At 37.1% G+C, this 13426-nt stretch carries 15 protein-coding genes and 2 other annotated features (1 of these 17 cut by a window edge); all 15 genes read left to right on the forward strand.

Annotation, left to right across the window (positions count from 1 at the left end; all coding sequences use genetic code 11):
• Window positions 1–113 (forward strand) — a binding site (T-box leader); it begins 142 nt to the left of the window's first position.
• 146 nt (window positions 114–259) lie between these two features.
• The 15 genes from cysE (at window position 260) to rpoB (ending at window position 13386) form a co-directional block, all read left to right on the forward strand.
• A complete protein-coding gene (gene cysE, locus HUW50_RS09800) occupies window positions 260–946 on the forward strand; it encodes a serine O-acetyltransferase (protein WP_338789386.1) in 687 nt (228 codons plus the stop codon).
• Entirely contained in the window at window positions 897–2294 is a 1398-nt protein-coding gene (gene cysS, locus HUW50_RS09805) for a cysteine--tRNA ligase (RefSeq protein ID WP_066330445.1), read from the forward strand. The genes cysE and cysS overlap by 50 nt, the downstream gene beginning before the upstream one ends.
• Window positions 2295–2452: 158 nt before the next feature.
• Window positions 2453–2860 carry a Mini-ribonuclease 3 gene (locus HUW50_RS09810; RefSeq protein WP_185653867.1) on the forward strand — a complete coding sequence of 136 codons (408 nt, stop codon included), beginning with the start codon at window positions 2453–2455 and terminating at the stop codon, window positions 2858–2860.
• Between the two features lie 18 nt (window positions 2861–2878).
• Window positions 2879–3622: a 23S rRNA (guanosine(2251)-2'-O)-methyltransferase RlmB gene (gene rlmB, locus HUW50_RS09815; protein WP_066330443.1), complete on the forward strand. Its 744-nt coding sequence runs from the start codon at window positions 2879–2881 to the stop codon at window positions 3620–3622.
• A gap of 6 nt (window positions 3623–3628) precedes the next feature.
• On the forward strand, window positions 3629–4138 hold the full coding sequence (locus tag HUW50_RS09820) for an NYN domain-containing protein (protein ID WP_066330442.1): 510 nt from the start codon (window positions 3629–3631) through the stop codon (window positions 4136–4138).
• A gap of 67 nt (window positions 4139–4205) precedes the next feature.
• The gene (gene sigH / locus HUW50_RS09825; protein ID WP_066330441.1) at window positions 4206–4862 is read left to right on the forward strand and encodes an RNA polymerase sporulation sigma factor SigH; all 657 of its coding nucleotides are present in this window, start codon (window positions 4206–4208) and stop codon (window positions 4860–4862) included.
• Between the two features lie 95 nt (window positions 4863–4957).
• Window positions 4958–5107 carry a 50S ribosomal protein L33 gene (rpmG, locus tag HUW50_RS09830; protein ID WP_083964568.1) on the forward strand — a complete coding sequence of 50 codons (150 nt, stop codon included), beginning with the start codon at window positions 4958–4960 and terminating at the stop codon, window positions 5105–5107.
• Between the two features lie 54 nt (window positions 5108–5161).
• Entirely contained in the window at window positions 5162–5344 is a 183-nt protein-coding gene (gene secE / locus HUW50_RS09835; RefSeq protein ID WP_066330440.1) for a preprotein translocase subunit SecE, read from the forward strand.
• A gap of 178 nt (window positions 5345–5522) precedes the next feature.
• Window positions 5523–6056, forward strand: coding sequence for a transcription termination/antitermination protein NusG (nusG, locus tag HUW50_RS09840; RefSeq protein ID WP_066330439.1), 534 nt, complete (start codon window positions 5523–5525; stop codon window positions 6054–6056).
• Window positions 6057–6312: 256 nt separating this feature from the next.
• Window positions 6313–6738, forward strand: a complete 426-nt coding sequence (gene rplK / locus HUW50_RS09845) for a 50S ribosomal protein L11 (protein ID WP_026561207.1) — start codon at window positions 6313–6315, stop codon at window positions 6736–6738.
• A gap of 111 nt (window positions 6739–6849) precedes the next feature.
• On the forward strand, window positions 6850–7548 hold the full coding sequence (gene rplA / locus HUW50_RS09850; protein WP_066330438.1) for a 50S ribosomal protein L1: 699 nt from the start codon (window positions 6850–6852) through the stop codon (window positions 7546–7548).
• 49 nt (window positions 7549–7597) lie between these two features.
• Window positions 7598–7741 (forward strand) — a sequence feature (ribosomal protein L10 leader region).
• 49 nt (window positions 7742–7790) lie between these two features.
• Window positions 7791–8291, forward strand: coding sequence for a 50S ribosomal protein L10 (gene rplJ / locus HUW50_RS09855; protein WP_066330459.1), 501 nt, complete (start codon window positions 7791–7793; stop codon window positions 8289–8291).
• A gap of 64 nt (window positions 8292–8355) precedes the next feature.
• Complete coding sequence (gene rplL / locus HUW50_RS09860; protein ID WP_066330437.1) at window positions 8356–8715, forward strand: 50S ribosomal protein L7/L12; 360 nt, start codon at window positions 8356–8358, stop codon at window positions 8713–8715.
• Window positions 8716–8847: 132 nt separating this feature from the next.
• On the forward strand, window positions 8848–9450 hold the full coding sequence (locus HUW50_RS09865; protein ID WP_066330436.1) for a class I SAM-dependent methyltransferase: 603 nt from the start codon (window positions 8848–8850) through the stop codon (window positions 9448–9450).
• Between the two features lie 357 nt (window positions 9451–9807).
• Window positions 9808–13386: a DNA-directed RNA polymerase subunit beta gene (gene rpoB, locus HUW50_RS09870; protein WP_185653868.1), complete on the forward strand. Its 3579-nt coding sequence runs from the start codon at window positions 9808–9810 to the stop codon at window positions 13384–13386.
• Window positions 13387–13426: the final 40 nt, after the last annotated feature.

Below are 13426 nucleotides of genomic sequence, written 5' to 3' on the forward strand. Positions count from 1 at the left end.
AGCGTATCGCTCTACGTTAAAGAGCCAAAGTTGAGGTCATGAGGCGTCTTAGTGCGTGATTAAGCTTCTCATACCTAAACAGAGTGGAACCGCGCATAACAAGCGTCTCTGTATTTTTTACAGAGACGCTTTTTTTTGTACCTACAATTACCTTATTTTACGGCGCAAATGGGATTGGGAAACTGGAATAGTCCTTACCTTTAGGGCTAAAGTGAAAAATTAAACAAAAGTGATGATTGGAGGGATAGTCGTGTTTAGCATGATGAAAGAAGATGTAGAGGTCGTGTTCGAACAAGATCCAGCTGCTAGAAACTACTTTGAGGTCATATTAACGTACTCTGGATTACATGCGATTTGGGGTCATCGTATTGCTCATGCATTTTACAAAAAGAAACTTTTCTTCTTAGCGAGAACAGTTTCTCAAATTAGCCGATTTTTTACAGGAGTTGAAATCCATCCTGCTGCAAGAATTGGTCGCAGGTTTTTTATTGATCACGGTATGGGAGTCGTAATCGGTGAAACCTGTGAAATTGGTGATAATGTTACGGTTTTCCAAGGAGTTACTCTAGGTGGAACTGGTAAGGAAAAAGGTAAAAGGCACCCTACAATTAAAGATCATGCATTAATTGCCACAGGAGCAAAAGTGTTAGGATCTATCACTGTTGGTGCATACTCTAAAATAGGAGCAGGTTCTGTTGTACTGAAGGATGTTCCAGATCATTCAACTGTTGTGGGAATTCCAGGTAGAGTAGTCATACAAAACGGTAGACGGGTTGATCAAGATCTAAATCACTGTGATTTACCAGATCCAGTTGCAGATCGTTTTAAAGAGTTAGAGTCAGAGCTTTCAAGCTTAAGAAATGAAGTACAACAGTTAAGGAAAGGAACGAGTGAACATGACAATAAAGTTGTACAATACGCTAACAAGGCAAAAGGAAACGTTTGAACCACTTGAAGCAGGGAAAGTGAAAATGTATGTATGTGGTCCAACAGTCTATAATTATATTCATATAGGAAATGCCAGACCAGCAATCGTTTACGATACAGTAAGAAGATACTTAGAATATAGTGGATATGAAGTAAACTTTGTATCTAACTTTACTGATGTTGATGATAAATTAATTAAAGCAGCAAATGAACTTGGCGAGGATGTACCAACAATTGCAGAGCGCTTTATCGATGCTTATTTTGAAGATGTTTCGGCACTTGGATGCAAGCGGGCTACAATTCACCCACGTGTTACCGAAAGCATTGATATTATCATTGACTTTATTCAAGCATTGATTGATAAAGGATATGCTTATGAGGCTGGTGGAGATGTTTATTATAAAACAAGAGAATTTAAGGAGTATGGTAAGCTTTCACATCAGTCAATTGATGAACTACGTTTAGGTAACCGGATTGGTGTAGGAGAGAAGAAACTTGATGCGCTGGATTTTGTTTTGTGGAAAGCGGCGAAGGAAGGAGAAATTTCCTGGGAAAGTCCTTGGGGGAATGGTCGACCTGGTTGGCATATAGAATGCTCAGCTATGGCAAAAAAATATCTTGGAGATACGATAGACATACATGCAGGTGGCCAAGATTTAACCTTCCCACACCATGAGAATGAAATTGCTCAATCAGAGGCTTTAAATCAAAAACCATTTGCAAAGTACTGGATGCATAATGGTTATATAAATATAAATAATGAAAAGATGTCTAAATCATTAGGAAATTTCGTATTAGTCCACGATATCATTAAAGAAATTGACCCACAAGTTGTTCGTTTCTTTATGCTATCTGTCCATTATCGACATCCAATCAACTTTTCACAAGATTTATTGGAAAGTACAAAAAATGCATTTGAACGATTAACTACATCTTATGTTAATCTTCAACACCGAAAGAATAGTAGCACAAATTTGACTGATAACAATGGATGGTGGCTTAGTAAAATCAACGAATATCATCTTCAGTTTAAAAAAGAGATGGATGATGATTTTAATACAGCTAATGCAATATCTGTTCTGTTTGACTTGTCAAAACAAGCGAACTACTATTTACAGGAACAAAATACGTCAGAGGAAGTCATTCAAGCTTTTCTTAATGAGTTCGATCAATTAGGAGCAGTGTTAGGTGTTAAATTTGCACAGGCAGATCTTCTGGATGATGAAATTGACTTAATGATTGAGCAACGTATTCAAGCTAGAAAAGACCGTAATTTTGCATTAGCAGATGAAATTCGTGATAAATTAAAAGACTTAAATATTATTTTAGAGGATACGCCTCAAGGAACAAGATGGAAACGTAGTTAATTGATTATGTTTTTAGATATGAGGGAATAAAGATAGTAAGAGTTTTAACGTTGATTAAGGCGAATAGAGCGGGACTTGTAGCGATGGTTCCGTCTATCCTTCATTTTTGGAATTGTTGCTAAACGCCATTTGGCATTTGTATAGAAAAGAGGAACATCATGTTTTTAGATTTTGAAACAATTAAAGATTCGAAGCTTTTGAATAGCTTAGCATTGGCTTATATAGGTGATGCTGTCTATGAAATTTATGTAAGGCATCACCTTATAGCCAAAGGGAATATACGACCAAACCAGCTTCATAACCAAGCGAAAAGGTATGTTTCTGCAAAAGCTCAAGCTAGTATTTTGCATCATTTATTCTCATCAGAGAGCTTTACTGAAGAAGAATTAGCTGTTATTAGACGGGGGAGAAATGCAAAATCAGGGACAATTCCGAAAAACACAGATGTACAAACATACCGATATAGTACAGCGTTTGAAGCGTTGATCGGACATCTTTATTTAGAAAAAAAGCATAATCGAATGGAAGAACTGATACATGCTTCATTTGAGTTTATTAATGATTAAAGAAAGGAGGAAAGGCTAATGGATCAAGATTATATTATTGGACGTAATCCTGTAATAGAGGTGTTAAAGTCATCTCGAGATATTAATAAAATATGGGTTGCTGAAAATTCATTAAAAGGACAAGCACAGCAAATAACGAAGCTTGCAAAAGAAAAAGGTGTAACGATCAACTTTGTGCCAAAGAAGAAAATTGATCAAATGGTGGAAGGTAATCACCAAGGTGTGGTGGCACAAGTAGCTGCTTATGAATATGTTCATGTTGATGATATTTTACTTAATGCAGAAAAAAGAGGTGAACTACCTTTCCTACTGTTATTAGATGAAATTGAAGATCCACATAATTTAGGATCAATTATGAGAACAGCAGACGCTGTTGGTGCACATGGAATCGTGATTCCTAAAAGAAGAGCAGTAGGATTAACGGCTACAGTCGCTAAAGCTTCTACTGGTGCAATTGAATATATCCCCGTTGCCCGTGTAACAAACATGGCGAGAACAATAGAAGAATTAAAAGAACGAGGGGTTTGGATCGTAGGAACAGATGCCAAAGGTGCGGATGATTACCGTAATTTAGACGGAAAAATGCCACTAGCCCTCATTATAGGAAGTGAAGGAAAAGGAATTGGTCGTCTTATTAAAGAAAAATGCGACTTCTTAATTAAAATGCCAATGGTGGGACATGTTACATCATTAAATGCTTCTGTTGCAGCAAGCCTTTTGATGTATGAGGTATACAGAAAGCGACACCCTTTAGGGGAGTAGAATGAAATGGATATCCTATTAGTTGATGGATATAACATTATCGGGGCTTGGCCCTTTTTACAAAGGCTTAAGAAGGACAATCTTTCTGAGGCAAGAAATCAATTAATTGAAAAAATGGCTGAATATCAAGCCTATACTGGTTACCGAGTTATTATCGTTTTTGATGCACACCTTGTAAAAGGAATTGAAAAAAAGCAAAAAAACTATCGAGTAGAGGTTATTTTCACTCGAGAGAACGAGACTGCAGATGAGCGTATTGAAAAGCTAGCAATATCATTAAACAATATTAAAACTCAAGTTCATGTTGCTACATCGGATTTTACTGAACAATGGGCGATATTTGGGCAAGGTGCACTTCGTAAATCAGCGAGAGAGTTGTTGAATGAGATGGATTCCATAGAAGGTAGAATTAAACACAGAGTGAAAAAGATTGAGGAAAAACGTCCATCTTCAAAAATATTATTTCCTGATGATGTCATGGAAAAGCTAGAGAAGTGGCGCAGGGGGAATTTATAGTTGGTTGACGCTTACAAAATGCATGCTGTATAATATTGTTATCTTGTGTGCGGTCGGGGGGATCGGCTTGAATTCACCATTCAACAAGGGTAAGGTCAACAGGGAAGAATTTGGATTATTGGAAGACGAACAAGTGGTTGAACTCGTGCATAATGGAGATAGTGAAGCACTTGACTACTTAATTACTAAATATCGAAATTTTGTACGAGCAAAAGCAAGATCGTATTTTTTAATTGGTGCGGATCGAGAGGATATTATTCAAGAGGGAATGATTGGTTTATATAAAGCCATTCGTGACTTTAAAGAGGACAAGCTCACTTCATTTAAGGCATTTGCTGAATTATGTATTACCAGGCAAATCATTACCGCTATAAAAACCGCTACTCGTCAAAAACATATTCCGTTAAATTCTTATGTATCATTGGACAAGCCGATTTATGATGAAGAATCGGATCGGACATTAATGGATGTTATTTCCGGTGCAAAAGTTATGGACCCTGAAGAGCTCATCATTAATCAAGAGGAATTTGATGACATTGAGGTTAAGATGGGTGAATTATTAAGTGATTTAGAACGAAAGGTGCTGGTCTTATATTTAGACGGCCGTTCATATCACGAAATTTCAGAAGAATTAAATAGACACGTGAAGTCCATCGATAATGCATTGCAGCGTGTAAAGAGAAAACTTGAACGGTATTTAGAATTAAGAGAAATTAGTTTGTGAAAATCAAAAATTAGGCTGAATTTGATCGTTTATTGACGAAAAAACCTCACTATGATACAGTTTTATGGAATAAAAGTGAAACGGTAGGTGAGGAAATGCGAAAAAAAGTAACGTTGGCTTGTACTTCCTGTGGAAGTAGAAACTATACTACAATGAAAAATATAACGAGCACAAATGAACGGTTAGAAGTCAATAAATTTTGTAAAGTCTGTAATTCGCATACGAACCACCGTGAAACAAAGTAGTCTTCATAAATTATTTTATACGAAGTTTCCCTATTATTCCTGGAGGTAGCATTCATGCAACGTTTAGTTAATTTTTTCCGAGATGTATCTCGTGAAATGAAGAAGGTTAGTTGGCCGAAAGGTAAAGAATTGACAAGGTATACAATTACGGTTGTATCCACTGTAGTATTTGTTGGTGTTTTCTTTGCGGTCATTGACTTAGGTATTTCTTCTTTAATTCGTTTAATTTTTGAATAACAGATGGAAAATCGTGCTATAATAGAAAATATTAATCTTTCTCTGCAAAACCCGTTAAACGGGTTTTTTCATTGTTTAAAAAAGATTTAGTATTCATGTAGAATAATATAGATTTTCGTATTGGTGCGTTTAGTATAAAATCTACTGTGGGGAGGGAAGGACAAGTTGTCCTGACACTATGGAAAAGAATTGGTATGTTGTACACACATATTCAGGTTATGAAAATAAGGTAAAAGCAAATCTAGAGAAACGTGTAGAATCTATGGGCATGGAAGATAAAATATTCCGTGTGGTAGTACCTGAAGAGGAAGAAACAGATTATAAGGACGGCAAAAAGAAAGTTGTAAAGAAAAAAGTCTTCCCTGGATATGTACTAGTTGAGATTGTAATGACTGACGATTCTTGGTATGTTGTTCGTAATACGCCCGGAGTAACTGGGTTTGTTGGTTCGTCTGGTCATGGGTCAAAACCAACACCTCTATTACCTGATGAAGTGAGTTTCATCTTAAAACGCATGGGTATGGATGAGCGTAGAGTTGAATTTGATTACGAATTGAAAGAAACAGTGAAGGTCACAGAAGGACCGTTTGCAAACTTTACTGGATCGATCGAAGAAATTGATCAAGATAAAAATAAGCTTAAAGTTCTTGTTAATATGTTTGGACGTGAAACACCTGTAGAGTTGGACTTTGAACAGGTAAGTAAATTATAATCTAAAAAAACTTGAAATCAATTATGAAAAGTGTTAAACTTTCATAGGTCAGTATGTCTCAGGATTATGAGACAGAATTATGTTTTTACACTGATCAGAAATACAGTTATTTCTGAATCGATATGGGTAGGTAAGCTCGTCAATAAACTTGATTTGACTTGTTGCCCAAATTTTAACCATTCATATTACGAATGGCTTAGATGAGTGGGAGGGTATAACCCAATTACCACATCACGGACTTAAGGAGGTGTGTCTCGTGGCTAAAAAAGTAATTAAAATTGTAAAATTGCAAATTCCTGCAGCTAAAGCTAATCCAGCTCCACCAGTTGGTCCTGCATTAGGTCAAGCTGGTGTTAATATCATGGGATTCTGTAAAGAATTTAACGCTCGTACAGCTGATCAAGCTGGCTTAATCATTCCAGTTGAAATCACGGTATTCGAAGACCGTTCATTTACATTTATTACGAAAACTCCGCCTGCTGCTGTTCTTCTTAAAAAAGCGGCTGGAATTGAGTCTGGTTCTGGTGAACCAAACCGTAATAAAGTAGCGACAGTTAAGCGTGACAAAGTACGTGAAATAGCTGAAACAAAAATGCCTGATTTAAACGCAGCAAGCGTTGAATCAGCAATGCGTATGGTTGAAGGTACTGCACGTAGCATGGGTATCGTTATCGAAGACTAATTTTTTATTAGATTCGAATGTTTTTTGGGGTTGCGAGTTTGCTTAAAAACAAGTTCGCAACCTTTATTCGTGGGAGGTTATTCCGCTAAAACCACTAAGGAGGAAATAAAAATGGCTAAAAGAGGTAAAAAGTTAGTAGAAGCTGCTAAGCTTGTAGATCGTACTAAGTTTTATGCGGTTCAAGAAGCAGTGGAACTAGTTAAAAAAACTAGTGTTGTTAAGTTTGACGCAACTGTAGAAGTTGCTTTCCGTTTAGGAGTTGACCCTAAGAAAGCTGACCAACAAATTCGTGGTGCAGTAGTACTTCCTAATGGTACTGGTAAAACTCAACGTGTATTAGTATTTGCTAAAGGCGAGAAAGCGAAAGAAGCTGAAGCTGCTGGTGCAGATTTCGTTGGTGATGCTGATTATATCACTAAAATCCAACAAGGTTGGTTTGACTTCGATGTAATCGTTGCGACACCAGACATGATGGGTGAAGTTGGTAAATTAGGTCGTGTATTAGGACCAAAAGGTTTAATGCCAAACCCTAAAACTGGAACTGTAACATTTGATGTTACAAAAGCTGTTAATGAAATTAAAGCTGGTAAGGTTGAATACCGTCTTGATAAAGCTGGTATCATCCATGTTCCTATCGGTAAAGTATCATTTGACGATAGCAAACTAGTTGAAAACTTCACAACAGTTTTCGAAACATTATTAAAAGCAAAACCAGCTGCAGCAAAAGGAACTTATATGAAGAGTGTTAATACTACTTCTACAATGGGACCTGGCGTTAAAGTTGACACTTCAAGTTTTTCTGTAAAATAATAACTATTGACTTAGTGAAATAGTTTATATATAATTAGCAATGTTGTTTTAAATAAATATCGCTATACCGTAGACAGTAGGTGCTTGTAAAGCTTAAATCCCTACCGAGGTGTATTTACGAATAAAGCATTTGTTTGCTTGTTGTTGTATATACAAACCTCCATGTCTATCGTGGAGGTTTTTCCATGCAGCCATCACCGAACGGTAATAGTGTCACACATGAAACTACAGGAGGTGTAACAATGAGCGCAATTATCGAACAAAAGAAACAGATCGTTGACGAGATTACTACTAAATTTCGTGAAAGCAAATCTACTATCGTTGTAGACTACCGTGGATTAACTGTAGGTGAAGTTACTGAACTACGTAAGCAATTACGTGATGCAGGTATCGACTTCAAAGTATACAAAAACACGATGACTCGCCGTGCTGTAGAACAAGCTGAACTTACTGGTCTTAATGACGCCTTAACTGGTCCGAATGCGATTGCATTCAGTTCTGAGGATGTTGTTGCTCCAGCAAAAATTTTAAATGACTTCGCTAAAAAGCATGAAGCACTTGAAATCAAAGCTGGTGTAATTGAAGGTAATATCGCTACAGTTGAAGAAGTTAAAGCTCTTGCTGAACTTCCATCACGCGAAGGTTTACTTTCTATGTTGCTTAGCGTTCTTCAAGCTCCAATCCGTAACCTTGCACTTGCTACTAAAGCTGTTGCAGATCAAAAAGAAGAACAAGGCGCATAATTCAATTAGCCTATTATTCATTTAGTAATAAAACATTAAAAGGAAAAACAAGGAGGAAATTATAATGACTCAAGAACAAATCATTGAAGCAGTTAAAAGTATGACTGTTTTAGAATTAAACGACTTAGTTAAAGCAATCGAAGAAGAGTTTGGTGTTACTGCTGCAGCTCCTGTAGCTGTTGCTGCTGCTGGTGGCGAAGCTGCTGCTGAGCAAACTGAATTTGACGTAATACTTGCAAGTGCTGGCGGACAAAAAATCAAAGTTATCAAAGTTGTACGTGAAGCAACTGGCCTTGGCTTAAAAGAAGCTAAAGAAGTAGTTGATAACGCTCCTAAAGCAATCAAAGAAGGCGTTACTAAAGAAGAAGCTGAAGAATTAAAAGCTAAACTTGAAGAAGTTGGCGCTTCTGTAGAGGTTAAGTAATTATAACGCAACTTGTTAAAAAGCTCGCTAGTGATGGCGAGCTTTTTATTTATAGTGAAATAAAATAGCGGCTAAATGTATAAAAAGAAATAAAAATGTAAACCCTAAACTCCTGAAAGAGGAGGAATAAAGATGAATAACCATTATTATTCTCAAAAACCTACAGTTCAAAGTAAACGCAAAACGTGGGAATTTACCTTAAAGGGGCACCTCTTTACTTTTCAAAGTGATCGGGGGGTGTTTTCGAAAAATGAAGTTGACTTTGGGTCGCGGCTTTTAATAGAAGCATTTACACTACCTGATATCAAAGGAGATATTTTGGATGTTGGTTGTGGATATGGGCCAGTAGGTCTATCGATTGCGAAACACTATAATAGGCATGTTGACTTAATCGACATCAATGAGCGGGCAATTGAATTAGCGATTGATAATGCAGCTCTCAATTCGGTTGAAAATGTGACAATCTTTCAAAGTGACTTATTTCAAAAAATAAAAGCAGATCGCAAATATATGGCGATCTTAACGAACCCTCCTATACGAGCTGGCAAAAAGATTGTTCATTCAATCTTTGAAGATAGCTTTAAGCATTTAGTTGAAGACGGTGAGTTGTGGATTGTTATTCAAAAGAAACAAGGAGCACCATCAGCAATTGATAAATTAGAAGAAATGTTTAAGGAAGTTGAAGTTGTCGAAAAGAAAAAAGGCTATTATATCATTAAAGCTAAAAAATGTTGACTCAATTTTCCTACTATGTTAATATTATAAAATGCCAATATATAATTTCCATAACTGTCTAATTTTTAGGTAAATTGATGTATAAAAGTTAGTTTTATGGAGATAATTATAAAATCAATAGTACGATTCAAATTGTGGTTTTCTAGGATGAAACCCTTTTTATTTTTTGTTTTTTCCTTGCGTTTGTACTTGATTTCCCTTTGTTTTTATTTCAGATTTCATAGGTTGTATATTAAGATATTGATTTTAAAGAGAATGATCATATGTGAGTTCTCTTATTCGTCTGTCTAAAAAATTTAAGGTATACATAATGGTACAACGCAAGATCTATTACGCTTGATTTGAGGGGTGAATGAGTTGACAGGTCAACTAGTTCAGTATGGACGACACCGCCAACGTAGAAGTTATGCACGCATTAGTGAAGTGTTAGAATTACCAAATCTTATTGAAATTCAAACCTCTTCCTATCAATGGTTTCTTGATGAGGGCTTGAGAGAAATGTTTCAGGATATTTCTCCTATTGAGGATTTCACTGGTAACCTCTCGCTAGAATTTATTGATTATAGCTTAGGAGATCCTAAGTACTCCGTTGAGGAATCAAAGGAGCGCGATGTTACCTATTCTGCGCCATTACGTGTAAAGGTGCGCTTAATTAACAAGGAAACTGGTGAAGTAAAAGATCAAGATGTCTTTATGGGAGATTTTCCTCTCATGACAGAAACAGGTACATTTGTAATTAACGGGGCAGAGCGCGTTATCGTGTCTCAGTTAGTCCGTAGCCCAAGTGTATATTTCAGTGGTAAAGTTGATAAAAATGGTAAAAGAGGCTTTACTGCGACTGTTATTCCAAACCGTGGAGCTTGGTTAGAGTACGAAACAGATGCAAAAGATGTAGTTTATGTACGAATCGATCGTACACGTAAATTACCTGTATCGGTTTTATTGCGTGCTCTTGGGTTTGGCTCTGATCAAGAAATCATCGACTTATTGGGTGAGAATGAGTACTTACGTAATACTCTTGATAAAGATAATACGGAAAGTACTGAAAAAGCCCTGCTTGAAATCTATGAGCGTCTTCGCCCGGGTGAACCACCAACAGTTGATAACGCGAAGAGTTTATTAGACTCAAGATTTTTTGATCCAAAACGCTATGATTTAGCAAATGTTGGGCGTTACAAGATTAATAAAAAGCTTCATATTAAGAATCGCCTTTTCAATCAACGTTTAGCAGAAACACTAGTTGATCCGGAAACAGGTGAAATCATAGTTGAAAAAGGAACAATGATTGATAGAAGAACATTAGATCGAATCATGCCAAACCTTGAAAGTGGTGTAGGATTCAAAAAAGAGCACCCATCTGGTGGAGTGACTGACGACGAGATAACTCTTCAATCTATTAAAATCTACGCACCGAATGATCCTGAAGGTGAAAAGGTTATTAATGTTTTAGGAAATGCGTATGTAGAAGAAGCTGTTAAAAACATCACTGTTGCTGATATTTTATCTTCTATTAGCTATTTCTTTAATCTATTACATGGTGTTGGTGATACAGACGATATCGATCACCTAGGAAATCGTAGATTGCGTTCAGTCGGAGAATTATTACAAAATCAATTTAGAATTGGTTTATCAAGGATGGAACGTGTAGTTCGTGAGAGAATGTCAATTCAGGATACGAATACAATTACTCCGCAACAATTAATTAACATTCGTCCTGTTATTGCGTCTATTAAAGAGTTCTTTGGTAGCTCACAATTATCTCAGTTCATGGATCAAACGAATCCATTAGCCGAGTTAACTCATAAACGTCGTTTATCAGCATTAGGACCTGGTGGTTTAACTCGTGAACGTGCAGGATTTGAAGTGCGTGACGTACATTACTCACACTATGGCCGTATGTGTCCAATCGAGACTCCTGAGGGTCCGAACATCGGTTTGATTAACTCGCTGTCATCTTATGCAAAAGTAAACAGATTTGGGTTTATTGAAACACCATATCGTAGAGTTGATCCAGAGACAGGAAAAGTAACATCTCGTATTGACTACTTAACTGCTGATGAAGAAGATAATTACGTTGTTGCCCAAGCAAATGCTAGGTTAGCTGATGATGGTTCATTTATTGATACTGATATCGTTGCACGTTTCCGTGGCGAGAATACAGTTATTAATAGAGACCGCATAGATTACATGGATGTATCACCTAAGCAGGTAGTATCTGCTGCAACAGCTTGTATTCCTTTCTTAGAAAACGATGACTCGAACCGTGCATTAATGGGTGCAAACATGCAACGTCAAGCAGTACCATTAATGAATCCAGAGGCTCCATTTGTCGGAACAGGTATGGAATATGTATCTGGTAAAGACTCAGGTGCTGCAGTTATCTGTAAACATCCTGGTATTGTTGAACGAGTGGAAGCCAAAAATGTTTGGGTTCGCCGATATGAGGATGTAAATGGTCAAAAAGTTAAAGGTAATTTAGATAAATATAGTATGTTGAAGTTCATTCGTTCTAACCAAGGAACTTGCTACAACCAACGTCCAATTGTTAGTGAAGGTGATGAAGTCGTAAAAGGTGAAATCCTTGCTGATGGTCCATCGATGGAAAAAGGTGAACTAGCATTAGGAAGAAACGTTATGGTTGCTTTCATGACTTGGGATGGATATAACTATGAAGATGCAATTATCATGAGTGAAAGACTTGTGAAGGATGATGTTTATACATCTATTCACATTGAAGAATACGAGTCAGAATCTCGTGATACGAAGTTAGGACCTGAAGAAATCACTCGTGATATCCCTAATGTTGGGGAAGATGCGTTAAGAAACTTAGATGAGCGTGGAATTATCCGAGTTGGTGCAGAAGTAAAAGACGGTGATCTACTTGTTGGTAAAGTTACACCTAAAGGGGTAACTGAGCTTACAGCAGAAGAACGACTTTTACATGCAATCTTCGGTGAAAAAGCTCGTGAAGTCCGTGATACTTCATTGCGTGTACCACATGGTGGGGAAGGAATCATCCTTGACGTTAAGGTATTTAATCGTGAAGATGGAGATGAATTACCACCAGGTGTGAATCAATTAGTCCGTGTATATATCGTTCAAAAGCGTAAAATCTCTGAAGGAGATAAAATGGCTGGACGACATGGTAACAAGGGTGTTATTTCACGTATTCTCCCAGAAGAGGATATGCCTTACTTACCAGATGGAACGCCGGTTGATATCATGTTAAATCCGCTTGGAGTTCCTTCACGTATGAATATCGGTCAGGTACTAGAGCTACACTTAGGAATGGCTGCTCGTAAATTGGGTATTCATGTTGCTTCTCCTGTATTTGATGGTGCGAGGGAAGAGGATGTATGGTCAACGTTAGAAGAAGCAGGTATGGCACGTGATGCTAAGACTGTGCTTTACGATGGTCGTACAGGTGAACCATTTGATAACCGTGTATCAGTTGGAATCATGTATATGATCAAGCTAGCTCACATGGTTGATGATAAATTACATGCTCGTTCAACTGGTCCATACTCATTAGTTACACAGCAACCACTTGGTGGTAAAGCACAATTTGGTGGTCAGCGTTTTGGAGAGATGGAGGTTTGGGCACTTGAAGCTTATGGTGCTGCTTATACTCTTCAAGAAATTCTGACTGTTAAATCAGATGATGTTGTTGGTCGTGTAAAAACTTATGAAGCGATTGTTAAAGGTGAAAATGTTCCAGAACCAGGTGTTCCTGAATCATTTAAAGTATTAATTAAAGAGCTTCAAAGTTTAGGTATGGATGTAAAAATGCTTTCAAGTGACGAAAAAGAGATCGAAATGAGAGACCTTGATGATGATGAAGAATCACAACAAGCAGAAGGTCTATCAATAAATGAACAAGTGGATACAGTGCCTGAAGCTGTTGAGTTAGAAAAAGACACAGTAGTGAAAGAATAATAATAAATACTGAAAGAGCTTTGCTAAAGCCATAAGTAAT

Origin of the sequence: Metabacillus sp. KUDC1714 (genome assembly GCF_014217835.1) — a bacterium.
Taxonomy (GTDB): domain Bacteria; phylum Bacillota; class Bacilli; order Bacillales; family Bacillaceae; genus Metabacillus; species Metabacillus rhizosphaerae.